Origin of the sequence: Paenibacillus sp. EKM206P (assembly GCF_011066155.1) — a bacterium.
In the GTDB taxonomy this organism is placed as follows: domain Bacteria; phylum Bacillota; class Bacilli; order Paenibacillales; family Paenibacillaceae; genus Paenibacillus; species Paenibacillus polymyxa_D.
Genome location: NZ_JAAMNQ010000014.1, coordinates 1 through 26287 on the forward strand (window position 1 = coordinate 1; position 26287 = coordinate 26287).

The window sequence follows — 26287 nt, forward strand, 5'->3', positions numbered from 1 at the left end:
GCAGTACAAATGATAAAGGAAGCGGTACAAGGGGAGCGTAACGATGAGTTGTTCTACGATGAATTGATCAATTTGGCTCCCTCACAAGAGCAGGTGGCTATTATTGAAAGTATCCGTAACGATGAGCGCGGTCACAATAAAATGTTCAGAGAGATGTATCGGGTTTTGACAGGACAGGAAATTGCAGGCATCAGTAGTGAGAAATATGAGAGGCTGCAATCCTATACAGAAGGTCTACAGCGCGCCTTGATGGGAGAGTTGGGTGCGGTGGAACGGTACCGCAACATCTGGTTTGGTTTGCCTGCTGGCATCTATAAGGACACAGTGTACGGTATCATTTTGGATGAGCTTAAGCACGCTGCCAAATACAATTATCTGATTACGTTGAACCTCAAGTAACTTTTTGACCAAAAGTCCTATTCCACATCAATGGGTTGCTGGATTTTATCCTTATATTCATCCAGATAGAGCTGGCCGTTGCTGCCTTTAATGGCATAGAATACGTCCTCTAACTTTTTGTCGCGGGCCTTCAGTTGAGACAGCAGCCATGATTCGGGAATATGATTGGAGTTTAAATTGCCATGCAAAAGCTGACCGTCAATTATAAGCTCAATTGGGAACTGTGTGGCATTGCCTGCATTCAACTGCAGATCTTTTAATGTCACGGCTTGCAGTTCCTTTTTCTTTTGGGCAGATAGTTTTCCGTTAATCTCAAGTAGGGCGTACTCCACTTCTTCTATATTAAATATATCTTTCTCGCGAAGTTGCTGGTTTAAAGAATCCACTGTCATATTATTTTTTTTTAAGTTATCTTCGAGAATGAGCCCTCCTTCTATGAGAACGGTGGGAGTTCCTTCTGTCCACATCTTAAAGTTTCTGAATTTCAAAAAAAGCTTGGCCAAAACATAAGAAGTAATTGTAAAAACGGACAGGGCTATTAATAGGTGGATAACTTCTATTTTTTCGTTAAATGCAAAGTTAGCAGCCATAGCTCCTAATATAACTGCCGTTACGAATTCATGAAAGTTCATATTGGAAAGGGTTTGCTTCCCTAATATTCTCCCAATTATCATTAGGATAAAGAATGCTGAAAAACTTCTTATCAAAATAACGATATGATCATTCATGCAAAAGCCTCCTTGTTTAAAAATTGCAGATAATTAGTATATAGACTACCCGCTACACTAGAGTAATATACCAGTGAAATTAATAAATAAATGCTGCTTTGGAACTTCTAACTGCTAATCCTAAAGCTTTTGCGTCATTCAGACCTACGCTGAATATGTCGGCAGCTACTCCATGTGATCCCTTCACATAGAGGTGAGGAAAATAGCTGTTTAACTCCCATTTGGCTTAGGGGATAACTTAGTTATTTCTGAGAAAAAATAGTGGATTTATTTGTCCCTCCTGTAAAATGGTTTAATAGCACGAAATGGTGAAAATTCTATACATCATTGTGCTCACCAATCTAATGTGCCGGAGAACTTGAAGCAGCTTTAATTTTGGCTACGAAATAAATACTAAAGTAAACATAGGAAAATAACTGTGCCTAAATTGGTCTTACGTTTCGGCAGTTATACAAAGCTTTAGGCAATAGCCACAAAAAAGGAAATTGTATTTAATAAGGCCAATATCGAACATCTAATAAACGATATTAATAATATGCTTCCATATGTTGTTATTTATATCAATAATCGCCTACTTCTGATTAAGATAGTCGTAACCGATGAGCTGGATGAAGAAAAAAGATAAACAAGATACAGAAACTCGATATATCGACGTTAAAAATTGACCTTAGTGAGTTTGATTGATTATGAAGCCTTAGAACATGAAGTTTTCCATAACACTGCCAAGAAACGTTGGGTACATAACACTAAATTGAATATCATCCATGAAAAAGTTGCTTCATATCCAAAAAGGCTGATAGTAAAAACAGGAGTCTGAAGAATATGACAAATATTTACTTGATATCTTCTAGGGCATGGACAGGCAACCCTTATGCTAATGTAATCGTTGATTTTTCACAACCATATAATCCGAATGCCGGAAAATCATATTCAAGGAATCTTTATTAAGGTTTTACGGGGGAGTTACTAATCATACCAGATCATTACAAATGAATGAATAAAGATGAAATAACTACAAACACTTTAATCAATAATGATGGGAGGAACAAAAATGACAATTTCTATTGATCTTAAAATGAATGGGTTGGTTAATAGTAAACTGCTAAGTGCAAACGGTAAGCTAATGATTGAATCTGACGGTAATTTCCACGGTAATCTAATCTTCGAAGAGATCCCCGCATCGTTTCACCCAAAAGTATTAGGTAGTTCAGGGTTTTCAATCAATTGTGGCTCAAACGCAGATGCGGTTTCCAGGACAAGAAATCTATCAACAATTTCGAACGGAAATTATCAAGCGACAAGAAGTTATGTCATCGAAGATTCCAACAAAAAAGTTGTTGGTTCATTAGTATCTAGTGTACAAATGAGGAAACAAAGTGAAAATGTGTCCGAATCAATAGTGACCATATATGGTCATTATTCCGGACCAGTTAACATTTTATCTTGTAGCAATTACGACATAAAAATGATACAGAAATCACCAGGACGTATAGGTGGCGAATATCAGCAAACATTTGTTGCAGAGGACCAAAAGACCTATATTATTTATGGATCGACAGAGTATGTTTATTCAACTCAAGAATCCATTACATCACCAGTTATTTGGAAACATGAATATAAGCAAATGGATTTCGAAAAATCCAATGATAATAGAAGTCTTCTTAAGGGGTCTATAGATGGTAAAGCAACTGTGGTACCAATACCAGAAAGTAAGATAACAGTGTAAAAATTTTATTGCTTGTAGAACTCTCATTTAATCGACAAGAATGAAGAGCCGATGTAGGGCCGACATACGTGTAAAAAGGAGAACATAACTTATTCCTCAAAAAACCATGTCTTGACAATGGGGGGCATTACACTTAATCAGATGGGGTAGTATCAGATTTGCAGATACTACCCGGAGTGGAAAGAAGCAATCCACCTAGCCCTCTCAAGTGGGTGGATTGCCTCACATGATAGATAATTGAGTTATCGCATTCGCCCAGTTGGTATGATGTTTTAAAGATTTCTTAGCGTATGTTTTCGGCGTTTTTTTGACGGTACCCCTTCTACTTTTCCAGCAAGTATACATGATGTGTCCAACAAAAAATCCAATAATAAATATTGTCACAATCACAACGTCATGTTAGGGGACCCAAAAAAGAATTGCGCTCATTACACGATGGGAACGCTGATGATTCCGTCTTTGGTCAAAATAAATACCTTTGATGGCCTTAATTTTGTTTTTACTGTTACAGATTTGTGCCCGTTAAATCTAATACACTTATTATTATATATAAAGGCAAAATATGAAATTATTGAATTTAGCGTCGGGCGGGTATCGGTGCCTGCACCTCCGTTTCCATTTAAAACAGCGGTTTTCCCTGCAATTGTTCCTTTTAAAAGGACGTCATGTATATGGCTTACCAGGGTAAGTTTTACACTTTTTGATTTGCCTAGATTGGCTATAAACGCCTTATCATTCGGTGTTGTGACCGGAAATGCTTCACTGCTAGGGAATTTTTTGAACGACCCTACCTTTGGCGGAACATACATAACCACGACCACGTCTTTTTTTGTATTTATCCCCTTGTTGAAGGTAACTAGGGCGCTATTGGTAATTCCATACCTGGTCGGTTTCGCGACTGGTCCAACATCATTTAACATAACCATCCGTAATTTTGGGGTGTTAATGATATAGTTCAGTCCATTTTCCTGCACGGCCTTTTTGCCTTTTCTTGGACCGATGATGTTCTGATAATTAACCAATGATCCATTGACACCATTTCTTTCGTGATTCCCGGGTACCATAAAAAAATGCAATATTCGTTTTCTTGACGAATTTTTCCACTACATTTTTAAAGAACACCAGTTGTTCTGCAGATCCTGAAAATACGCCATCTCCGCCATATAAGATAATCAGGGGTTTTGGCGTTTGCTTGCTCGCTTTGTCCAAGCAAGACAAAAAAATCTGGTATCTTCTTATCGCATCCTGCTTGGCTTTCGTGAATGGCTGCACGATGGCGTTTCCCCAGTTAAACCACGTGTCACCAAAAAAAACAAATTGAAAGTTTGGATTCTTCTGATTTGCAAGCCTCTTATTTAAAACCTTTAGCGAAATGTCTGTTAGTGTCTCGATCTATGCTTCTGCCAATGTAATCCCTCACATTTGTCATCGATTTTGATCAACTGCTCTGCGATTGTTTTTGAAGCACAACAAATTGCACAAATGGCGGTCAATGATAGGTCAGTATTCGTTTTATGGAGGTATGATCCAATCTAGTAATTTTTACAGTCGTTCCCTCCTTGGGGTTAGATTCAGTGATTGGGTAGAGAGTGATATTTGTTTCCTTCCCAGTTGATGCAGATCCACGATTTGAGGCTACGGATTGAAAGTAAGGACTCATTTTTCTGACGATCCAGTGAGCGTACCACACCCTGTCTGATTTATTTTGCAGTTTCGTATTCCATTGGCAATGAGGAATGCCGGACTTTTGCCAAAAGAGAAACTTGCCATTCTTGATGTCCCATAAATGGTTGACTTTTTGAAAACGAATGCCGATACAATCCCCCGGATAGATGGTGTTTGGTTTGCGTACCGTGCCAGGCGCCGGTTGAGAACACGGGTTGCCCGGACTAGGCACAGGACGATCAAGATTTCTGAATGGCGTTACTTGTACTGCTTCCAATCGGGATATAGGAATAAATAAATTTTCAAGAAAGATCGAGTTTTTGTTTTTACTGTTACGAATGTTCCAGTGCCGGAGTAGAATCCCATCCATTGATTTCAAATTCGCCGTATCTAACGTTCTGGAAATATGGATCAGTGTGTTACCCAATTTCTTTACTGCCCCCACCAACCTGCCATTATGGACGCAGTGACACCCGCCTGAGTACGTTTGGCATTGTGACGCTACACAGCCGTCCGCTGTCGGTCGATACAACACTCCGATACAAGATCCCTGGCGTATGATTGCCAAATTCTCTCCCCCTTCACACATAAGCTTATTTTCTATGATATGAATGTGGGAAAGGGATTGCATAGGCAGTTTTACCGTCAGAAAGAATGGAGTTCGGCGTCCATTGCCTGTTCTTCGCGATTGATTGGTTGTTAGTAGAGAGCTGAAACTTTTGGGCGACCTTCGGCTCATCTTTCTCATCATAAACGTCAGTATCGGAACATATATGATAGGGTCAGCATAACCAATATGGTTAAATTTATCTTTTCGTATAAAAATAACTAAATTCCAATAAAAAAATCGGAACTTGATGGTAAAGGCGTTCTGCGTAAGTGTGCACTAATTATCATAGGCCATAGTAATAATCCTCAATGTTACATTCTTGAATGATTACGAGCTCTACTGATTGATTCTGTTAGATTCCAAAAAAATGTTATAATAGATTGAACAAGGTAAATCGGTGAGGAATGACACGGCGAAGCTACCCGAAAGGGGGTGCTGCCATGTCGTCTCTTGAATTGTGTCTGAAGCTTTTGGATGTTGTACTGAAGTTGGTCAGTATTATGACTGGCTTAAATATGTTCGTCAACGTCTATAAGCAAGCGCGAGACAAAAAAAACCGCTCTATTAAATAGGCGGCTCTTATAAAATTGTAATCGTATATCCACTAATTGTTCTTTATTCAGAAGCCATTGCATCAGATTTAGTCCGATGAACTGTTCCAAATGGATGCTCTGGCGGCGCGTAGATAACATACGCTTTAAGCGGCTTGTTACCCGTGTTAGTTAAGTTATGCCACTTACCAGCAGGCACTACTATTGCATAGTCTTCATACGCATTGACAACAAAATCGAGTCTGTCTTTGCTGTCCCCCATTTGAACCAGTCCTTGACCTTCTTCAATTCGTATAAACTGATCCGTAGTAGGATGAACTTCTAATCCAATATCTTCACCAACATTTATGCTCATTACAGTAACCTGAAATTTTTCTCCAGTCCATAAGGCCGTACGAAAAGTATGATTCAGCTTAGTAACCTTTTCAATATCAACCACTAATGGTCTCTTCCCGTAATCCTGCAACATAGCTTGTTGCCCGATATTCCCCGCACCTGCTTGAGATACACTGTTAAGTGAGAGATAGTTGTCTTGATCGTTTCTTGCTGTACATGTTGAATGATAAGGTTGTTTATTAACAATAGTGTAGTCAGGATACAAATGTAGAGGTGAGAAGTATGGAGGGTAACCACCGTGTTTCACTGTAGGAAAGTAATACACTTTGCACCATTCCTTTATAAATTTTATGTAGTCAGTATATGTCAACTTACAGGGAATGTGCCCATTTCAACATAAAAGCTAAATCTTGACCGTAAAGGATAACTATCTAATCTACTCGATTGGCTGTTACCTGACTTTATAAGATTAGAAAGGGGGATGGCATTTGTACCATTAGTACCGTCCTTTAATTTATAGATTGCTCTGTGTCTAGTTGAGCACCAGGTTTATGTCAAGGGTTAATTTTCATAAAGTAAAAAAGTAATTACTAAAAGAGGGTAGCCCTTTGAAATCTCCTCACTAGGGTTACCCTTCTTAAGGCTAATAAAATCTGATGTGGCGGTTCCACACATTTTTCCTGATTCCAGGCTTATACATCTCTCTAAGGACAATAAAGTTGTGTCCTAGCGAGTAAAATACAATTATTTGCACCTGTACGATTTACAATAAAGTTGTGTACCAAAATCAAATATTTGTGATTATATTTTTTATTAATATTATAAAAGTATGTACTTTAAATCCTTATAAATATGTTCTCTTGTCCTTAACTTTTCTAATATTTCTTTACCATAATACCGCTTTCTATTTGAACCAAAACAGCGTCCCCTGATTTATACAAATGATTTTGCTGTATTTACACCTTTGGGTATCCAATGTTTTTGAAAGAAAATAAGGACAATTTCCCATAGGAAATTGTCCCTCTACTGTATAGATTTAATTACTTGGATGGATAAAAACCTTTCAACACATCACGCATCTCTTGCTTGATATTGATATCCGGACGTTTTTCTTTGGCCAAGGCTTCCGCCTCTTCCACTGTGGTAGCTAAACCCAACTCAAGTAACACTCCAGTTGCTACGGTTCCTGTACGATTCCGTCCGCCGGCGCAATGGAAATACACGGTCTTCCCGCTGTTCACCGCTTCTTTTACCGCCTGAATAGCAGCTTGCACAGAAGCCTCCTGCCCAGTCTCATGTTCCACAATCGGATAATGATGACGCGTTACCTTTGCCGGAAATCCTTCTGCCTCAGTACCGTTATCTCGCAGATCAAAAACATCTGTGATCTCTTGCTCCCGAAGAACTTGAAGCAATGCACTCTCTCCACCAATATATACTTTGTTCTCAACAAGTGCGTGATAATTCATCTGAATCATTCTCCCTCTATCGAATTCATAGCAGGAACTGCTATTCTCCGGTTTCTGCAAATTGTTTAATGCGTTCTCCTACCTGCTCACGAACCCGCTGAAAGACGCCCCATTTCTCTTCTTCCGATCCTTCAGCTTTGGCCGGATCATCAAATCCCCAATGCTCACGGCGAACTTGTGGAGGAGTGATAGGGCATTTATCAGCCGCATCCCCGCACAATGTCACAACCAGATCGGCGCTGTTCAGCAAGACAGGATCAATAATATCCGAGGTTTGACCAGAGATATCGATACCTACTTCACTCATCGCTTGCACTGCTTTAGGATTAAGGCCGTGCGCCTCAATGCCTGCACTGTATACGTTCCAATTGTCTCCTAGATATTTTTTAGCCCATCCTTCTGCCATTTGACTCCGGCAAGAATTACCAGTACACAAAAAGTAAATTGTCTTTTTCTCCATGGGAAACGTCTCCTTTAATATTCAATTATGAAATGACTAACCACAGATACAAGCCTAATAGCGTAATAAAAAGAGTAGGGATCGTTAAAACAATGCCTGTTTTAAAATAAGTTCCCCAAGATATTTTCACACCTTTAGAGCTAAGCACATGTAGCCATAGCAATGTCGCCAATGAACCAATCGGGGTTATTTTCGGACCCAAATCCGATCCAATTACATTAGCGTAAATCAGCGCTTCTTTGACTATACCAGTCGTATGGGTGGCATTAATGGCAAGCGCATCAATCATGACCGTAGGCATGTTATTCATCAACGACGAGATAACCGCCGCGATAAAACCCATGCCCATGGTGCCTACAAACATACCTTGATCGGCAGCCGCTTGAATCACATGAGCCAGCAGATCCGTCAAACCGGCATTACGCAGACCATACACCACTACATACATGCCGATAGAGAAAAATACGATAGCCCATGGAGCACCCTTGATGACTTTTTTCAACGGTACCGCAGGACTTTTTCTCGCCAGCAGCAAGAAAAAGATGGCTATGATACCGGCTACGACTGAGACAGGAATACTAAAAAATTCGCATGCAAAGTAGCCAATCAACAGCACCACAAGAACAATCCAGGACATACGGAACATTTTTGGATCTTTAATCGCTTCTGTAGGTGCCATTAATTGTGCATCATCAAACGTTTTTGGGATCCTTTTGCGGAAAAAGAGATACAGTACTATAATACTAGCCAGTAAGGAAAATAAATTAGGTACGACCATACGACCCGCATATTCCATAAACGTGATGCCAAAAAAATCGGCCGATACAATGTTCACCAGGTTGCTGACTACAAGCGGAAGCGACGTCGTATCTGCAATAAAACCACTCGCTATGATGAACGGAAAAACCATTTTCTCATCCAATTTAAGTGCTCGAACCATCGCTAGAACAATGGGTGTCAGAATTAAGGCCGCACCATCATTCGCAAAAAAAGCAGCGACAACAGCTCCAAGAATGGTCACATACACGAACATTCGAGTTCCGCTTCCCCGTGCAGCTCGTGCCATGTGAAGCGCCGCCCATTCGAAAAAGCCGATTTTATCAAGAACCAACGAAATCAGAATGATGGCCACAAAAGCTAGGGTTGCATTCCAGACAATCTGAGTCACTTCCCAAACATCATGCAAATCGACGACACCTACCAGTAGAGCAAGTACAGCTCCTCCGCAGGCAGACCAGCCAATAGACAAATTTTTAGGCTGCCAGATCACCAACACTAAAGTGGCTAAAAATATAATGCATGCCAACCAAACCAATGTTCAAAACCTCCATTACCCGTGATATCCATAGTCCTCATCTTCTCGTTTTGCTGAAACCTCTCTTTGAAATCCATAATTTTATAACCATATACTTATATTGAAGGCAACATTTATCCCCGCAAGGAGACAAACTGAACGATTTTTAGGAAGAGCAGCCTGAGGAATCCGGTTCACAAGTTGCTATGGGTCCCTCTTTATTCAGCCATTTTAAAATCCGCTTTGAATCCGGCATACACTCAAGAACAGCTTGAATGTGTGGTTTGTCGTCTACATTTAAGGAATAGTATACCCACTGACTTCGTCTTTCTTCTTTTACCACCCCTTGCGACTTTAATTTTCTCAAATGCTGGCTAATGGCAGGCTGCGACATATCAAAGATATCTACAAATTCGCAGACGCACCATTCTCTTTCTCTCAATAGAGAAAGCATCGCCAGCCGGGTTTTATCCCCCAATAGCTTTAAATGATCGGCTACATAACCAAGTTGCTCCAATGCGTAGCCTCCTTCCATTAATATAACTGTATGCTTATATGCTAATTCAAATTCATTTTGAAATCAACCAGGAATATTACTTGCAATTTGCAAATTAATAATATATAACTAAAACATGAGGTGAAACATACATGGAAAATACACGAGAGTTATTTCAAAACATGACCCGTCGTTTAGGCTTACTGAACAAAAACTGTTGTACGGTGGGTGGGCACGACATTTCTCCGGTTCAAAGTCATATTCTTTATGAAATTGATCGCCAGCATAAACCCTCCATGCAGCAAATTGCTGAAACCCTTGGAACCGATATCACCACGTTTAGTAGACAGGTTCAGAGCTTAACCAAGATGAATCTGGTTGAGAAAACGCCGGACCCTAGTGATCGTAGAGTCTATACCTTGTCCCTCACCGTGGAAGGTAAATATGTAGCGACCACCATTGACACACAAATGAATGACTACTTAAACGAAGTTTTTTCGTATTTGACCGACTTTGAACGAGAAACGGTGATACGGTCCGTAAAACTCTTTAATGATGCTATGGCTAGATCCAGCAAATGCTGTTTTCCGGTGAAAGGATAATACTCACTCCTTATACTTGCAAATTACAATTATCGAATTCATATCGTTGGAGGTATTAAAAATGAATGAAAACATCTATGTTGCAGAATACCTGATGAAAGCTCATGAACTGGAAAAGCAGCACCGATCTCAATCTGTTTGGAAATGGTCACATGCAAATTCTAAAAAAAGCCGGTTGTTTTTTGACTTTATTCTTCCTAAGCCAGTGCAATCCTCCATCTGCTGCGCGCCTTGCTGCTAACTAAAACATAATAGCTGTTAAAATTCTGTTCCATCTATCCAATTTAAAGGAGTGTTTTGCGATGAATAAACCTACGAATGATGAAATCCGCCAAAATGTACGGAAGCATTACCAACAAATTGCCGTTAAGGAAGTCAATCCCCCCGCAGCAGGTAGCTGCTGTGGAGCCCCATCTGATGTGGATGCCCTCTCATCACAAATGGGTTATTCCACAGAGGAGTTAACAGCTGTTCCTCAAGGAGCAAATCTCGGGCTTGGCTGTGGTAACCCGCAAGCTATTGCTGAATTAAAGACTGGTGAAATCGTCTTGGATTTGGGCAGCGGCGGCGGATTTGACTGCTTTTTGGCCTCACGACAAGTAGGAGGGAACGGTAAAGTCATCGGAGTCGATATGACCCCAGATATGGTCAGCCGGGCCCGCAGTAACGCAGTTAAAGGGAATTTCACAAACACTGATTTTCGTCTAGGAGAAATCGAACATCTGCCAGTAGCAGATGGCACAGTAGATGTGATTATCTCCAACTGTGTGATCAACCTTTCACCGGATAAACAGCAGGTCTTCAAAGAAGCCTTTCGTGTTCTAAAATCAGGCGGCAGACTAGCAATTTCCGATATCATTACTACTGCAGAGCTTCCTTCTGAAATAAAAAATGACCTGAGCGAGTTGTATTCCGGCTGTATTTCCGGCGCGTCTTCATTGGAAGAAGTGAAGTCCATGCTTCTGCAGAGTGGATTTACGAGTATTAGCATCGAGCCTAAAGATGAGTCCAAATCATTCATCAAAGATTGGGTACCTGGTGCAAACGTGGATAATTACATTGTTTCTGCGATCATAAAGGCCAAGAAAGCCTAATGTGCTTATGGGTGGGGGATCAGCATGCCAATATTGAACGTTCGAACAGCAACCTCAGAAGATCTGGACCGTATTCTAGACATTTACAATCAGGGGATTGAAGATCGGATAGCTACACTAGAGACGGAAGCCAAAGACTTCGATTATATAGTTAACTGGTTTAGAGAACATCAAAATCGTTACACCGTATTGGTCGCAGAAACGGATGGGATCGTGGTTGGCTGGGCTTCTTTGAATCGTTATTCTCATCGTTGTGCTTATGATGGTGTAGCAGACCTATCGATTTACGTAGACCGAACCTTCCGCAGTAAAGGCGTTGGCAGCGCACTTCATGCCGAGTTAGAGAAAGAAGCTTGGAAAAGCAATTTTTATAAAATTGTCTTGTTTACCTTCCCCTTTAATGAAAATGGCCAAAGGCTTTATCGAAAAATGGGTTACCGTAAAGTCGGTATCTTTGAAAAACAAGGGATTATAGATGGCCAATATGTAGATATAATGATTATGGAAAAATTGATATAGTTCATGAAAGAGCAAGCCCCATCAAAGGGGATTGCTCTCGTTATCTAACCAACATAAAGCATGTTTAATGTAAATATAGTATTTTCTTTGGACACTCATTAATTTGAAGACAACATCATCATATCAATTAAATCAATCGCCAAAGATTTAGATCCACTAATACCTTTAACATATTTTAAAGGACCTTCTGAGGACCAGTTCATTGACACAAGTTTTTTTACATGCTTGTGCATCAGGTTATAATCTAATCTACCTCGTTCATTTATACTCTTGGTCAAAATCTTGCCACCGGCAATAGAAAGGGCATCAAGACAAACAATATGGGTAATACGATAGTCCCCATAATCTATCCATTCTTTCGAAAAAATATCTTTAATGTAACGATAATAATTTAAAGCGATTTGATATTTTTCTTCGTTGCTCATTGCTACCAGTTTTTGTTCTTTAAATAGATACTGGAGTGTTCGATACAGATTTTGAAGAGTAATATGGCGACCAAGTGTACGTTTACCAACAATGCTGCCGATGTTGTGAAAGGGACTCTCAGGACGTGTGATTAGCTCTGTTGCAATCCAGCTATATTCATCGGAATTTCGACGTAAATATTTACTTAAAGAAGTCCCAATACCTTTAGCTTTAGTATTAATAGTATCAAATAATTGTATTTCCTCATCTTCATCGAGATAATGGAAAGCTAGAAAAGGGATATTTAATTCAGCATTAGTTTCTTGAATATAACGCTCAAATCCACCAAGACGATGCTGTCCATCCATAAGGGATGCTTTCCCTTTACACACAAGTCTTCCATAATTTGTTCTTATATTATCGTAAACTGAAAATTCCCAATTCCCGGCAGCATTTAACAAAACAGGTGTAAATAAAGCATCGTCACCTTTAGATAAGTATATTGCAAAATCAGTACTTCTTTTAGAATCTATAGGCCGTTGATAGCCTTTACCAGCAGGATGATCGTAATGCTTAACATAAGTAACATTTAGTGCAGTTGAAGCAGGTAAGTAGCTTTGGATAGGCTACTTTAACGCGCATTTTATATTGAAGAACATTTTCAATAACAATGGGCTTTGGCAAGCTATTCATAGAAGTTTAATCACCTTTTCTTTCTAATTTCTTCGTAGTTGCTCATAAACAATATAGATCTTAAACTGTATAATTTCAAATAACAATATATAACATGAATATCTGTAATCCTGACTGAAACTTACCTAATCTGTTAAGAGAGGTGGTTACTGTGGGGATTCATATTACTGATTATGTAGGAGAGCGAATTAGAGCTATCCGAAAAAGCAAAAATTACACCCAGGAGCAGCTGGGTGAAAAAGTCGGCTTGCCTCAGCCCTATATTGGAGGAATAGAACGAGGTGAAAGGAATATTTCCTTAGAAACATTGGAAAGAATTTTAGAAGCTCTCGAATCCACTCCTGACGAGTTTTTTAGATTCTACAATGATAAGTACTTCTCTGAAGATGAAAGAGCAAAAGAAGAGGTTATAGACAGCTTAAACGACTTGTTATCGAGGATATCTATTTATGATATTCAATTGATTCAACAATTGGCATACAATATTTTAGTTACAATAGATTCTCATATAGAAAAAAGATAGCCTACAAGACAAAAGTCTAGATAGGCTATTTTTTTATCATTTTTTAGTTTTATTAACTCATCATACAAAGCGTCTAATTTCTTGATCAACTTGGTAGAAATGAGACTTTTCTTAGAAGGTCTTACTTACTTATAATATGCAAGTTTCTACTATCCTCTTCTCAAATACTTATTCTCATAAAATTATCACTCGCGCTTATTTTTAACAGCTGGAACCCATTACTTTTTATCTCCATACATTAAGACATTTTGAAAAAATAAAAATATGGGTTCCTATAAATTCATAACTTTTTTTCATTTTGGCCCAAACATATCAAATTGTTCGATTAAATCAGTCATAATTTTATCCTTATTCTTTTTATCCCCTTTTTTGAAGTCAAATACATTTTTTAATTCTGAATCGGGGTAAGAAGAAGTAACAGCAATATTACGATAGGCTTGGCTAAAATGCTCAACTTGTTCTCTCAATAATTTATTTTTTTCCACAATAAGTTCTTCATTAATTTTTATTATCTTGTTATTCAAATCTTCAATCTCCTGCTCAAATATGTGAACACTTTTAGCTTTAACATATAGTTTCTGAATAATACTGTTTACTTGATTTAACGCTTGAATTAATTTTTGTTGATTACCAATATTATTTTTAACCAGTTCATCCATATTAGGAAGAGGAAGAGAAGATTCATTTCCTTTTTCTAATATGGATGGCGGGCGATTGAGATTTTCTATTTTTTCTTTCATATTTCGAGACCATGTATTGCGTCCTACTCCAGTAGCTCTCTCCAAATCGATATATGTAATTGTTGCTGAGGGATTATTTTCAACATATTTTAGTAGCAAACAATCTAACTGGTCTATTGAATATTGCTTTGGTTTACCAACTCTATTCTTCATCATGTAATGCTCCTTCTCTGAAAATTAAATTGAGCTTAGCGTCATTTTGAGCTTTTTGCTCTCTTAGTTTCTTAGAATTTGCCGCTAAGAAACTAAGCTCAGACTGCGCGATAGGATCGCTCTCAAATGTTCCAAAATTGTATGTCATGTTACACGTAATACTTTTCATAAGTTCCAATTGTTCTTTGATCAAGTTAGTAAGTCTAATTGATTCATCGTTTAACCAATAAATTAATTGAGAATTAAACTGATCTGCTGGAATATATAAATGAGAACAGTGTCTACAGTCACCTACTGGACATTTTTCCGGATTAAAAGTGCAGTAACCAAATTCCATAGAGAAGAAATTTTTTATTTCATCTTCTGTATATCTTTTTAACAAAGATTTAGCCTTAATAATCTTTTCTTCAGATCTTAGTGAACTTTGATCGGGTAGAGAACTAAATTTGTTGTGTTGTTCTGCTAAAAATTGAATCGAGGATTGACTTAAATTTTCGAGATGACTAAAATAATGCATTTGAGCATTAAGCGTTTTATGTCCGCCTATCCGAGCTATGGTTAACATATTAAAACCTTGTAGCATCATATTACAAAAAGCATAATGGCGGGTATCTAGAAGTTTTATTTTTTCTAATGTGAAATTGTACTTTTTTTCAACAATTTCTTCATAGAAGTATACTAATAATGAAGATAGTTGCTGAGTTCCAAACATATCAATATTATTCTTGCGAAGTTGTCTCCCGTTGCTTTTCTTCACTCTCAGAGATTCACAGTAGGCATCATAAGATAACAAATAGGGGGTTTTATTGAAATCCTGAGTTGTTTCCTTATACTCTAAAATTAAATTGAACAAATCTTCATTAATTTCAAGAACATCGGCAATATTTATCTCGTTTTGTTTTTTAGCGCGTACTTTTTTCCTAGGAATTTTTAATAGAAATCGATTAGAAGAGTCTACAGTAATACAATCGTTTGCAAGTGAACAGAATTCAATTACTCTCATAGGAATAACAAGAGTAACACGCCACCACAAGATAATTGGGAAAAAAATCAGTTTTTCGTAATCGGTCCATGTCTTCTGGAAATCCGTAATAATATGATCAAATATCAAGGTATCTTTAAAATTAGGCAGAGTTCGCACACCATCAACAAATATACAAATTTGATTTGATATTTCTAAAAGTTCTTTTTTTAAAATGGGATTATAAAAGTTTAAAAATTGATTGAGAATTGGTCCTAATTTAGAAAGTAAAGGTTTGGTTTTTGAAAGAAGCCAGCTTTCAAATGCTATGACATTTTTTTCAGACTCTGCTTGATAGCCAAAACATTGCAGTAAACATTCATTTAAATATTTAATACGTAATTGCGTATATGCATTAACATGTCCTTCAATGATCCCTAATATAGTAAAACATTTAAGTAACAGCTTCATTTCAGTGGATAATTTAGTATTGAATCTAATTAAAGATTTTGATTCGTTTTTTTGAGCATTCAAAATCCATTCATCATCTTTAAAGTTAGTATTTATTATTCTTCCACTGGATCTTATTTCTATAAATTTATCAATGTAAATTTGTAAATCTTCCAATTTAAAAGTTATGTTTTCGAAAGAATTCACAAACTTTTCATAGCCTAAATCTGTGACATACTCTTCTTTAATATACCCATGAACATTCAACAAACATCACCCTATAATTATTATTTTAATAAGCCATGTTGATTATGGTAAGCTTCTGCAATATCTAATAGTAAGTTTTCATAATCAACAAATGTCTTGGTGTACTCTATACCAAACGTGTTAGTTGCTTCTTGTAAAAGTATTAACAACTTGTTTATCCAAGCTCTCTCCCGACAAGCAATTGAGGACTTAACCGTATACTTAAGTATTCCAACCCGCCGTTTCAACTCATTTGAAACACTTATCAACAAATAATTTTTGGGGATCATATTAGGACATCCAACACAAGTTATTGCAGTTGGATGAATACAATTAGGATGTACAAAACATTGAGTATGCTCCGTATGACCAGGCATTTTATCTTCATATACTTTATTCAGTATTTCACTGGCTTCGTCTGTTGTCATTAGAGATACTCTTATAGCGAGAGATTCTCTTTCTTCAAATTGTTCTTTTAATAATTCACCGAATTTTTCCAATTCATATGGAGTACTAAAAATTGATTTGAATTCTTGAATTTTAAGGGATCTTTCATTTAGCGAATCATTGATTTCTTTTTTTGCAAGCATATAAGATCTTTCAATTAGCAAATTATAAAGATAACCAAAATGTCCTCTGTTACACAAATTAACTGTTATATTTGATATGTTTCCATCCTTATTTACAGATTGAACATACAGAGCAGTAGAGTCATTTCTCTTATGACGGCGACTATTTTGTACTAACTCTAGAGCAATTCCTTGTGTAAATGTATTTTCTGTTGCTTTATAAAATAAATACGTCATAAAGGAACGATTCATTTTCATACTTCCAAACTGAAGTGGATAGGGTAGAAAAGTGGGAAGGTTTCCTTTAATTAATGTACTAATGCTTCTTCCTGATGTAAGGAGATGTCGGGCATTCTTTTTTCTTCGATGAAGCTCACAAATAACAATCATTGTCGCAATCGGGATAAGCATTTCGAAATTTATAAGAAAACGATTGAGAGCACCGGTTTTAGAAACTTTTAAACGAGTATAGGCATATTGGTTTACAATTCTTTGAGACTGCTCAGACGACAGGCGATTACCTTCGTAAAACCATTTGAAATCATTAATACCGATTAATGAAATATCTACAGTAGGTAACCTCAAAAAATCTGAAGACCTCCAAGCATTAGTTAAATGTAAAGAAATGTAAAGCCAGGTAGTCGCATAATTCCTGCTCCTCAATGCATGCCCAATATGATGTTCTATGTCTTTTGAATATTGCTGAATACTAATGAATTCATCATAGGAATAAATATCTTTTTCTTTAGGTTTCAATTGTTTTTCTGAAATTCTGTATTTCTCCACAAAAACTGTCGAAGTTTGTTCTTGTAAATACAATAAAAAACCAATTAAATTCCTTTTTAAATTTGTATTTACAGTTGTACGCAATAGCCATTTAAGTTCAGAATCTGTAAAGTAAGAAAGTTCTTTTTCAAGCTTCATTAGGTATTGAAGTAAAAAACCATATTCTCTTGCCTTCATTCTTTGCGAATCTTTACTAGCTTTCGAAGTATTTTGCTTCAAATTAACAAATTCAAAATATAAACTCTTAGTTTGGGTAAGATAGGTAGGAACTTCTATCTTCAAAGCAACGTTTAAAAAAATCAAATGTGGATCTGTCATTTTTTCCAATCTATATTTATCAAACTTTTCAAATAAAGCTTCAAAATCAGACTTTAAAATAACTCTTTCGATTTGTTGGACAAGTACAACCCATTTAGTTTGCTCATGCAAATTTTCATTAAGACACCTGTTTACAAAACAGCGATGGAGATTAAACTTCTTTATAATTTGTTTAACTGTATAGTATTTGTAAGGTATTTCATTTATAAAATCATTAAACTGATGGACATCACTTTTTAATAAGAAATAAGAGTTTTTTCGCATATTTTTTATTCCAGTGAGTTCAACCTTCGGACTTCTTATCATTGTACGTACGGAATCAGGAGAATAATTTAATATTTCAGCTGCCTGGCCTATAGAATAATAATCATCTAAATCACTAATATTTTTTAAATACTTATTTTTATATTCTTCAACAGATTCCCTTGGTGCGTAAAAATGACCTTTAACTATAAAACCACCAGCAATTTCGTTTTTATGGAGGGCATCAAGGACAGTACATCTATGTATTTTTAACTCAGCCGCAATCTCTTTGGTATTCATACAATCACTTATGTCAAAACTAAGATTTCGAAGAGGTTTAATATCATCCTTATATATATAATTGGTACCCCCTATCTTCTTAATTCTGATCTCTTTGCGATTACGAGTGACCCAATTCTCTAATACACCACGCTCCCATCCCAGATCAGCAGCAGCTTCTGCAACTGTTATGTAAAAACTCAGAAAATTTTCATAAGCTTCAATTATTGTCTCCTTGATTAGCAATCTCCCATTAATTTTCTCAATTTTCGTACCAGAGATTACTTCTAATGGATTATACCTATTTTGGAACCACCATCCTAGCTTCTTCTTTTCAATCTTCAGCCTTTCTGAGGCTTGTTCAATAGTGTAATACTTCATGCTCTCACCTTCACTATTCTTTGTATATACTATCGATCAGATCCTCCAAGATTAGTTTCATTTCCTCACTGTTACTCATATAAGTTAATGAGGAGGGAATATTTTTATCACCTCTAGGCAAAGCAATATCGTAAGGATTTACAGCCGCTCTAGCCAAAAGATTAGTAAAAGTTCCTCTACCTATATGAAAAGACCATTTCGTTGATTGCAGGTTTATAGCAGTAATCATATCATTTGGATTTTCTGACGAAGTGAGGTTCTTAAGAAAAGCCTCCTTCACTTTACCAAACCTATCTCGTAAGCTTTTCCCTGTTAAAGCTTTTCCATTAGCATTAACAAAGAGAGGAGAACTTCCACTAAATTCACTACCTAGTTTTCTTTGCAAATTATTTAAGTGGAGCTTATACAAAACAGAGAGCATATTTTTTACAGAATAAACAAATTGCTTCCTATCTCTTTTCACTCTGGAACTTCCCGAAGTATCTTTAATGTCCGTTCTCAGATTTTGCGTTTTTAGAAGAATCAGCAGTCCTCCTTTTCCATATTCATCACCATAGGGTCGCAGATCATTCACCCTAATGTTAACGATTTCGCCTGCACGAAGCCCCCCAAAAATAGAAAGGTATATTGCAAATGCAATGGATGGAGATATCGATAAAGCAGTCCTCAAAAAAACGAATATATATTTATTGGGCAGCGTATGTTCGATTGCTAATTTCCCCCTCTCCATATCATAAGCAAACTCTTTTGAATACATTGGATTAAATGGATGCAGAACAATATCATGAATTAAACAATCTTTCTCAGCTAAGAAGTTATAAAAACACCTTAATGTACGCTCCACATTTTTAACACTGACATTTGCATTCCCCTTGCTTAGTAGATAATTCAAGAAGTCAGTTCCATGATTATTTGTTAGTTCAGACAAAGATTTCAATTCATATTTTCTTTTTTTCTTGATAAGTACGTAATTTAAGAATTGAGACAGATGAACACCATGCAATCTTTGAGTATTGTACTCCTTATATTTCCACCTCCATTGAATAAAGGCTGTTAGAGGATGTACAATCATTTTCCCATCAAGCTTATTTTTCAGTACAATAACGGCATGTTTTCTAGTAGCTCTCTCTTTTTTTATCCAATACTCTGCAAATGCTACATCTACACCAAAAGAAAAATTCTCATATTCTAATTCTTCGATTTTATGGTGCAATTCCAATAGTATTTCCCCCTACTAAAACAGCTCTCTTTCAATATACAATCTCCAGATTTTGTACACAACTAGGAAATTGCTCGAAGAATAATGTACATCAATCTAAGACTAAAACTCTCTAAGCCATCATTCCGTAGAGAAAAAAGCATTAATTATGTACAAACTAATTACGTGCATAATTAGTTTGTCTACGCGACAGATATATGGGCTAAAAAAAATGACAGTGGCATTTTCTTGTTGCCTACATCCGATATTGCAGCGTTGCTGTGGCCTCAGCCAGTACGTCTTATGTTCGGCATTGGTTCGCGTATGGAACGGCATTTGGAGAAGCTTGGACTACACACCATTGGAGATATCGCACGTACCCCCTTACCCCGGCTACAGGACAGATTCCAGTCTCATTTCGGCAAGCAGTCCGATATTCAGGCAGAGGTGATATGGCGGACTGCTAACGGGATCGATCACAGCCCGGTCAAGCCGGAAACATTTAATACACCTCCCAAATCCATCGGTCATATGATGACTCTTCCCCGCGACTATCTCCAGCCTGCGGAAGTGGAAACCATCCTGCTTGAACTAACAGAAGAGGTGTGTCGGGACGCCCGCCGCAAAGGATATATGGGCTCAGTTGTGACTGTTCATTGTATATGCAGTCCCTACGAGGCACCAACTGGGTTCTCCCGACAAATGAAGATACCCGATCCTACAAACCATACCCAAAAAGTATATGAAACCGTTAAAAAAATCTTTTATACTTTTTGGAATCATATGCCCGTGAAGCGCGCAGGGGTTACTTTAAGCGGATTGGTGGATGATCAACTATATCAGTTGGATTTATTTGAGGATCAGGAGCGATCCCGTGCTTTGGAAAAGGTGACGGACACTTTAAAGGATCGGTATGGTCAGTCCATCATCATGCGAGCATCATCGTTAACAGATGCCGGGCAGGCCATGGAACGCTCTATCAAAATTGGCGGTCATTACAAATAAAAAGTCTCATGATAAGTGCACACTAGCTATTGCCCGGGGAATGAACTAAAACAAACCAAAAAGGATCGCCTGATATCAGGCAATCCTTTTTTTATCTGTGCTTCACAAAAAAACATGGAGAACGCTTTGAAGCACCTCTTCAAATAGCAATCAACGGAACATTCCCCACAGCTTGATTAGATGAAATGTATTGGACGGATCAATTTTTTGTGCCAATACGAAGGCGGTCAATTGCTCCTCCTGCGCAGCCGTCAAACGCTCGTTTAAAATAGCAGAAGTGGACTTCACAAGATGACGCACCTTAGCTTTATTTTGCAGGTCCGCTTTAGTCACACCTTCAATCTGCTGCTTAACCCGCTCCTTGAGCGCACGATTCTTCATTTTCAACTTAATCCGCTCCACCAGTTGCGGACTGATTCCATATTGCTGATAGCTCAATGTTGCCACACCTCCCATATCATTCGGTCATTCCCAAATATATGACGGCCAGCCTGTCCATTGTGTCTATCTGTTTAAAACGTTTAAAACAATCTCATAATTCATGGTGGATTAGTCGATGAGATCCCCCTGAAAAATCTGCTCTTTTTGCAAATAACCGCGCAATGCTTCATACTGCGGAGATGTCCAAAAGGACGCATCCTTGATTAGATCAGTTGCATCCTCACGCGCCTTTTCCAGCACCTCAAAATCCGCTACCATATCTGCTAAACGAAACTCGGGTAGCCCACTCTGCTTGGTACCAAAAAAGTCACCCGGCCCCCTCAAATCCAGATCGCGTCTAGCCACCTCAAAACCATCGTCCGTATCGGTCATAACCTTCATCCGCTCCTGACCAACCTCCGACTTAGGGTCAGCGATCAATACGCAATACGAGGCATGTGCACCCCGTCCGACTCGTCCACGTAATTGATGTAACTGGGATAGTCCAAAACGATCCGCATCCATAATGATCATTAGCGTCGCATTGGGAACGTCTACCCCTACCTCCACAACCGTCGTTGAAACGAGCAACTGAATTTCATTCGCATAGAAAGAACGCATAACTTCTTCCTTTTCTGCGGGAGTCATTCGTCCATGTAATAGCCCAACGCGGTAATGTGGAAAAGCCTGTTGCATTTGAATATGCAAATCGATGGCATTCTGTACGTCTAGCTTCTCCGACTCTTCAATCAACGGACAAATCAGATAAGCCTGCCGTCCCTGGTCTACCTCGCGGGAAATAAAACCAAGTACCCGATCCATCAGTTCGTGCTTCACCCAATAGGTGGAAATTGGAATACGCCCCTTCGGCCGCTCTGACAACGTAGAAACATCCATATCGCCAAACGCAGTGATGGCCAGCGTACGAGGGATCGGTGTGGCCGTCATCGTCAGCACATCGGGATTATAGCCTTTGCGACGCAGTACACTTCGCTGGTTCACTCCGAATCTATGCTGCTCATCCGTTACAACAAGCCCAAGCTGACGAAAATATACATCCTCCTGAATGAGAGCATGGGTGCCTACTACAATGTCCAGCAGACCCATTTGGAGAGCAGCTAGCAGTTCCTTACGCTTCTTCCCGGTTGTACTCCCAGTCAGTAGACCAACGCTGATTCCAAAGGGCTCAAACAGCTTGTGAAGCGATCGCATGTGCTGCTCGGCCAATATTTCGGTTGGCACCATCAGCGCTCCCTGAAAACCGGAACGTACTGTGGCAAATAAACCGATGGCAGCAACAACTGTTTTACCTGACCCAACATCCCCCTGAAGCAGACGGTTCATACAATAAGGTGAGCGTAGATCGTGCAGTATTTCAAGCTCTACCTTCTTCTGTGCATCCGTTAATTCAAAAGGCAAAGCCCTTACAAATTCACGAATCGTGGCGTTATCCACCGTATGTACCACCCCGTCCGCACGACCGCGATTTAACGCCCGGAATGCCTGCATTTTCAACTGAAATAAAAACAGTTCCTCATACACCATCCGCCGACGAGCCTCTTGCCCCTCGCGGTTGTCCTGAGGCTGGTGTATACCCGCAATAGCCTGCTTGCGCGGCATCATACTATATTTGCGTACAAGCAACTCAGGCAATATTTCGGGGATCATTTCACCAAACTGCTGGAGCGTCTGGTTCATTATTTTTCGCATCCAGCTTTGGGTGATCTTGCCGCCTATAGAGTACACCGGTTGAAGTGTCCCCGAGCGGGCTACTCCTTTATCAGGAAACTCAGAATCTGCAACAGTCATCTGCATACGTTTGAGGTCCCATTTACCAGTCACCACAATTTCACGACCTGAGGTTAGCTGCTCCTTCATGAAATGCCGATTAAACCACGTTGCGGTAAACATCCAATCCTCGGCCATCAATTTACAAGTCAACCTTGATTTGCGCCCGTAACGCTGAAGCACCGGAATGCCCATAATTTTGGCTTGTACCGTAATCTTATCTCCGTCCTTCACTTCGCTTAGCGAGCGCAGTCGGTAATCTTCATACCGAAACGGATAATATTCCAGCATATCCTGTATGTTAAAAATGCCAAAAGCGTGAAGCTCTCCCTCTTTGAGAGCACTCACGCCATGTATTTGTTTTAAAGGTATTTGATCCAATTGCAGCATATTACCTCTCATCTCCGGCCGGCCACACAAAAATGCCAATCGTCCCTGGCCCTACGTGGGTCCCAATCACAGCGCCAAGTTCAGTATATATTCGATCTCCTAGCTCAAAATGCTCTGCCAGCTGAGCCACGAACGCTTCTGCCGCTGAGCGATCTGCCGTATGACCCACAGCAATATTAATTTTTTGGCCTTTTAAGTCCCGCTCCAGTAGTTCAATAATTCTCGCTGTCGCTTTTTTATGCCCTCTCGCCTTATCAACCGAATAAATAATGCCTTCTTTGTCAATCGAAAGTATCGGCTTAATGTTAAGCAACGTGCCCACCATTGCCGCTGCCTTACCAATACGTCCGCCTTTTTGTAAGTATTGCAGGGTATCCACCAGGAAATACAAACAACGGCGCTCTCCACGACGTTCCACAGCCCGAACAATATCAGCCGGGGAGTGCCCGGCTGCCGCTAGCTCTGCCGCATAAACCACTAGCATACCGTATCCGTATGAAGCTGATTTGGAATCCACCACAGTCACTCTATGTTCATGCTTCTCTAGCATGGATTTGCCCAGCAAAGCAGACTGATACGTTCCGCTCACACCCGAGGATAAATGGATAGAGATAACCTGACTCTCAGGGTATTGCTCCAACAGTGTCGTGTACGTCTCCAAAAAACGGGCTGGTGAAGGCTGTGAAGTCGTAGGCAGCTCATCAGCCCGCACCAGTTCGCTGTAAAACTGCGCCGCTGACATCTCAATGCCGTCCAGGTAAGCTGTACTGCCGAACATCACTGTCAGTGGTACAACGACTATACCGAGACGGTCTGCTAATTCCGGTGGAATATCAGCTGTGCTATCCGTCAAAATGATGGTACTACTCATCAGTCAGACCTCCTTTTGTAGTGGACTTCCTTGGGGCGCAAAAGCACATCAGGTTTCCACTGAGAACAAATAAGGATAAATCGGCTGACCACCTTCATGAACTTCCACTTCAGCATCCGCATAATTTTCTTCAATCCATGCAACAAGCTGATCTGTGTCTTGTTGATTCGCGTCCGAACCTGTAAGAATCGTAACAATCTCATCGCCATTCACCAGCATTTTCGCTAGCAAAAGACGGGACGTTGCCATTAAGTGTTCCTCGGTCGCAACAATCTTGGAATCCTGAATACCGATGTAGTGCCCTGCTGTAATATGCAGATCATCAAGCGTCGTATCCCGTACCGCGTAGGTCACTTGCCCAGACTTCACCCGGGTGACTGCGTCACGCATATTGTCCTGATTTACCTCAAAAGCCTCTTCCTCCTGGAAGGCAAATGCTGCCACAATGCCCTGAGGAATTGTTTTGCTCGGAATAACCGACACCAACCGTTCCATCTCTAGCAGTTCACGTGCTTGTTCTGCCGCCAAAATAATATTGGAATTATTCGGAAGAATAAAAATATGTTGAGCCGCAATCGAGCGGGCCGCATTAACGAAGTCCTCTGTGCTCGGATTCATTGTTTGGCCGCCAGCAAGGACAACATCGACGCCTAAACTTCTGAAAATATCAGCAATTCCTTCACCGGAAGCCACAGCTATAAAACCAAAGGATGCCAGTTCATGAGCGGGAGGCTCAGACGGCTCTTCCTCACGTACAGGCTCTGTTGGTATTTCAGCAAACCACTCAGGCTCAGGAGCAACATCCATACCCGCAGACAACAAATCACGATGCTGCTCGCGCATATTTAAAATACGAATCTGTGTAATTTCTCCGTAACGCAGTGCCAAATTCAGTACTTCACCAGGAGCCTTAGAATGCACGTGAACCTTGATGACATCATCGTCTGAAATCACGATAATAGAATCACCATCTACAGATAACGCTTTCCGGAAGGCTTCCTCATCAAAATAGGTACCTTGCGCATCGCCCAGTTGTCGATTAATAAAAAACTCCATATCATACAAAAATTCAATATTATCCGTTTCGAGCTTCGCTTGCGCAGAAATCGGCGCATCTGGGGAAGGAACAACTGCAGGAGCAGTAGGTCTCTCCGATACGTGAGGAGCAAAAACCTGGCGTGCATTATCACTTTTTGCAATTGGAGACGTCACCAAGCCGCTTCCAAGATGCTGCATAAAGCCTTCATAAATATACACAAGACCTTGCCCACCCGAATCTACAACTCCTACTTGCTTCAGTACAGGGAGCATGTCCTGCGTCATGGCAAGCGTTTCCTTCGCTTTGGCAAGCACTTCTTCCATCAGTTCCGTGATATCGTTCGTCCGGCGCGAGAAAAACACAGCATGCCTAGCCGCTTCCTTCGCCACGGTAAGAATTGTACCCTCCACCGGCTTAACCACCGCCTTGTAGGCCGCATCCACCCCGCTCTGCAATGCCGATGCGAACTGAAGGGTATTCAATTCCTCGTATGGGGCAGCGTAACGGCTGAAGCCACGAAACAACTGAGACAGGATAACCCCTGAATTGCCGCGGGCTCCCATCAGCAAACCTTTGGATAATATGCCGGACATGACACCGATGGAGGAAGAATCCCCCCTCTTTAATTCCGTTACGCCCGCGCTCATCGTCAAATTCATGTTGGTTCCCGTATCACCGTCTGGCACCGGGAATACATTTAGTGAATTGACATGTTCCGCATGCTGCTGTAATTGTTCCGCCCCGGCTAAAACCATTGCGGTAAAATCTGTTCCATTCAAAGAACGATTACTCAAGAGAATTCCCCTTCCTAGCTTAATACACTTGTTTTACTATCAACCTTCACCACACCTTATTCAACTGTGCCTACAGGTTCAATTAA

The 26287-nt window shown here is 39.6% G+C and carries 26 protein-coding genes and 1 pseudogene; 9 read left to right on the top strand and 18 right to left on the bottom strand.

What is annotated here, in order from left to right:
* Positions 1-399, top strand: a 399-nt coding sequence (locus tag G9G53_RS21865) for a ferritin-like domain-containing protein (protein WP_165150205.1), incomplete at its 5' end; no start/stop codon positions are given.
* A gap of 17 nt (positions 400-416) precedes the next feature.
* Here G9G53_RS21865 and G9G53_RS21870 read toward each other — a convergent pair.
* Entirely contained in the window at positions 417-1127 is a 711-nt protein-coding gene (locus G9G53_RS21870) for a DUF421 domain-containing protein (RefSeq protein WP_165150207.1), read from the bottom strand.
* A gap of 1051 nt (positions 1128-2178) precedes the next feature.
* Between G9G53_RS21870 and G9G53_RS21875 the strand changes: the two genes are divergently transcribed.
* On the top strand, positions 2179-2853 hold the full coding sequence (locus tag G9G53_RS21875) for a hypothetical protein (protein WP_165150209.1): 675 nt from the start codon (positions 2179-2181) through the stop codon (positions 2851-2853).
* A 428-nt stretch (positions 2854-3281) separates the two neighbouring features.
* On the opposite strand, the gene G9G53_RS21880 is transcribed toward G9G53_RS21875, so the two are convergent.
* From G9G53_RS21880 to G9G53_RS21890, 3 genes are all read right to left on the bottom strand, one after another.
* On the bottom strand, positions 3282-3875 hold the full coding sequence (locus tag G9G53_RS21880) for a hypothetical protein (RefSeq protein WP_165150212.1): 594 nt from the start codon (positions 3873-3875) through the stop codon (positions 3282-3284).
* Entirely contained in the window at positions 3868-4125 is a 258-nt protein-coding gene (locus G9G53_RS21885) for a hypothetical protein (protein WP_165150214.1), read from the bottom strand. Before G9G53_RS21885 ends, G9G53_RS21880 begins: the two co-directional genes overlap by 8 nt.
* Before the next feature lie 217 nt (positions 4126-4342).
* Complete coding sequence (locus G9G53_RS21890; protein WP_165150216.1) at positions 4343-5086, bottom strand: hypothetical protein; 744 nt, start codon at positions 5084-5086, stop codon at positions 4343-4345.
* Between the two features lie 482 nt (positions 5087-5568).
* On the opposite strand from G9G53_RS21890, the gene G9G53_RS26760 reads away from it, so the two are divergent.
* Positions 5569-5700 (top strand): hypothetical protein, encoded by a 132-nt coding sequence (locus tag G9G53_RS26760; protein ID WP_274385886.1) that lies wholly within the window; start codon positions 5569-5571, stop codon positions 5698-5700.
* Between the two features lie 43 nt (positions 5701-5743).
* Here the strand turns inward: G9G53_RS26760 and G9G53_RS21895 are convergent, their stop codons facing one another.
* The 5 genes from G9G53_RS21895 to G9G53_RS21915 form a co-directional block, all read right to left on the bottom strand.
* Positions 5744-6340: a cupin domain-containing protein gene (locus G9G53_RS21895; protein WP_238794821.1), complete on the bottom strand. Its 597-nt coding sequence runs from the start codon at positions 6338-6340 to the stop codon at positions 5744-5746.
* Between the two features lie 715 nt (positions 6341-7055).
* Positions 7056-7493: a protein-tyrosine phosphatase family protein gene (locus G9G53_RS21900; RefSeq protein ID WP_165150218.1), complete on the bottom strand. Its 438-nt coding sequence runs from the start codon at positions 7491-7493 to the stop codon at positions 7056-7058.
* A 31-nt stretch (positions 7494-7524) separates the two neighbouring features.
* Positions 7525-7944 carry an arsenate reductase (thioredoxin) gene (gene arsC, locus G9G53_RS21905; RefSeq protein ID WP_165150220.1) on the bottom strand — a complete coding sequence of 140 codons (420 nt, stop codon included), beginning with the start codon at positions 7942-7944 and terminating at the stop codon, positions 7525-7527.
* Positions 7945-7969: 25 nt separating this feature from the next.
* Positions 7970-9259, bottom strand: a complete 1290-nt coding sequence (locus G9G53_RS21910; RefSeq protein ID WP_165150222.1) for an arsenic transporter — start codon at positions 9257-9259, stop codon at positions 7970-7972.
* Positions 9260-9404: 145 nt separating this feature from the next.
* Positions 9405-9755, bottom strand: coding sequence for an ArsR/SmtB family transcription factor (locus G9G53_RS21915; RefSeq protein ID WP_165150224.1), 351 nt, complete (start codon positions 9753-9755; stop codon positions 9405-9407).
* A gap of 131 nt (positions 9756-9886) precedes the next feature.
* Between G9G53_RS21915 and G9G53_RS21920 the strand changes: the two genes are divergently transcribed.
* From G9G53_RS21920 to G9G53_RS21935, 4 genes are all read left to right on the top strand, one after another.
* Positions 9887-10336 (top strand): MarR family winged helix-turn-helix transcriptional regulator, encoded by a 450-nt coding sequence (locus G9G53_RS21920; RefSeq protein ID WP_058710339.1) that lies wholly within the window; start codon positions 9887-9889, stop codon positions 10334-10336.
* Between the two features lie 61 nt (positions 10337-10397).
* A complete protein-coding gene (locus tag G9G53_RS21925; protein WP_165150226.1) occupies positions 10398-10577 on the top strand; it encodes a hypothetical protein in 180 nt (59 codons plus the stop codon).
* A gap of 61 nt (positions 10578-10638) precedes the next feature.
* Positions 10639-11430: an arsenite methyltransferase gene (locus G9G53_RS21930; protein WP_165150228.1), complete on the top strand. Its 792-nt coding sequence runs from the start codon at positions 10639-10641 to the stop codon at positions 11428-11430.
* Between the two features lie 24 nt (positions 11431-11454).
* The gene (locus G9G53_RS21935; protein ID WP_165150230.1) at positions 11455-11949 is read left to right on the top strand and encodes an arsinothricin resistance N-acetyltransferase ArsN1 family A; all 495 of its coding nucleotides are present in this window, start codon (positions 11455-11457) and stop codon (positions 11947-11949) included.
* A gap of 98 nt (positions 11950-12047) precedes the next feature.
* On the opposite strand, the gene G9G53_RS21940 is transcribed toward G9G53_RS21935, so the two are convergent.
* Positions 12048-12977: a DGQHR domain-containing protein gene (locus G9G53_RS21940; protein WP_238794830.1), complete on the bottom strand. Its 930-nt coding sequence runs from the start codon at positions 12975-12977 to the stop codon at positions 12048-12050.
* 221 nt (positions 12978-13198) lie between these two features.
* On the opposite strand from G9G53_RS21940, the gene G9G53_RS21945 reads away from it, so the two are divergent.
* A complete protein-coding gene (locus G9G53_RS21945; protein ID WP_238794819.1) occupies positions 13199-13570 on the top strand; it encodes a helix-turn-helix domain-containing protein in 372 nt (123 codons plus the stop codon).
* Positions 13571-13863: 293 nt separating this feature from the next.
* Here the strand turns inward: G9G53_RS21945 and G9G53_RS21950 are convergent, their stop codons facing one another.
* From G9G53_RS21950 to G9G53_RS21965, 4 genes are read right to left on the bottom strand one after another with little or no spacing between them, the layout of a single operon-like run.
* Positions 13864-14463, bottom strand: coding sequence for a hypothetical protein (locus G9G53_RS21950; protein ID WP_165150232.1), 600 nt, complete (start codon positions 14461-14463; stop codon positions 13864-13866).
* Positions 14453-16141 (bottom strand): hypothetical protein, encoded by a 1689-nt coding sequence (locus G9G53_RS21955; RefSeq protein WP_165150234.1) that lies wholly within the window; start codon positions 16139-16141, stop codon positions 14453-14455. Before G9G53_RS21955 ends, G9G53_RS21950 begins: the two co-directional genes overlap by 11 nt.
* A 20-nt stretch (positions 16142-16161) precedes the next feature.
* The gene (locus G9G53_RS21960; protein ID WP_165150236.1) at positions 16162-18696 is read right to left on the bottom strand and encodes a hypothetical protein; all 2535 of its coding nucleotides are present in this window, start codon (positions 18694-18696) and stop codon (positions 16162-16164) included.
* Between the two features lie 13 nt (positions 18697-18709).
* Positions 18710-19915, bottom strand: a complete 1206-nt coding sequence (locus G9G53_RS21965) for a site-specific integrase (RefSeq protein WP_238437751.1) — start codon at positions 19913-19915, stop codon at positions 18710-18712.
* A gap of 186 nt (positions 19916-20101) precedes the next feature.
* On the opposite strand from G9G53_RS21965, the pseudogene G9G53_RS21970 reads away from it, so the two are divergent.
* Positions 20102-20899: pseudogene (locus tag G9G53_RS21970) on the top strand (DinB/UmuC family translesion DNA polymerase); the annotation flags it as partial.
* Between the two features lie 150 nt (positions 20900-21049).
* Here the strand turns inward: G9G53_RS21970 and G9G53_RS21975 are convergent.
* The 4 genes from G9G53_RS21975 to G9G53_RS21990 form a co-directional block, all read right to left on the bottom strand.
* Positions 21050-21337, bottom strand: a complete 288-nt coding sequence (locus tag G9G53_RS21975; RefSeq protein ID WP_013310877.1) for a stage VI sporulation protein F — start codon at positions 21335-21337, stop codon at positions 21050-21052.
* A gap of 111 nt (positions 21338-21448) precedes the next feature.
* Positions 21449-23497: an ATP-dependent DNA helicase RecG gene (gene recG, locus G9G53_RS21980; protein ID WP_165150238.1), complete on the bottom strand. Its 2049-nt coding sequence runs from the start codon at positions 23495-23497 to the stop codon at positions 21449-21451.
* Between the two features lies 1 nt (position 23498).
* Positions 23499-24368 carry a DegV family protein gene (locus G9G53_RS21985; RefSeq protein WP_039270887.1) on the bottom strand — a complete coding sequence of 290 codons (870 nt, stop codon included), beginning with the start codon at positions 24366-24368 and terminating at the stop codon, positions 23499-23501.
* Between the two features lie 48 nt (positions 24369-24416).
* Positions 24417-26201, bottom strand: coding sequence for a DAK2 domain-containing protein (locus G9G53_RS21990; protein ID WP_069012746.1), 1785 nt, complete (start codon positions 26199-26201; stop codon positions 24417-24419).
* Positions 26202-26287: the final 86 nt, after the last annotated feature.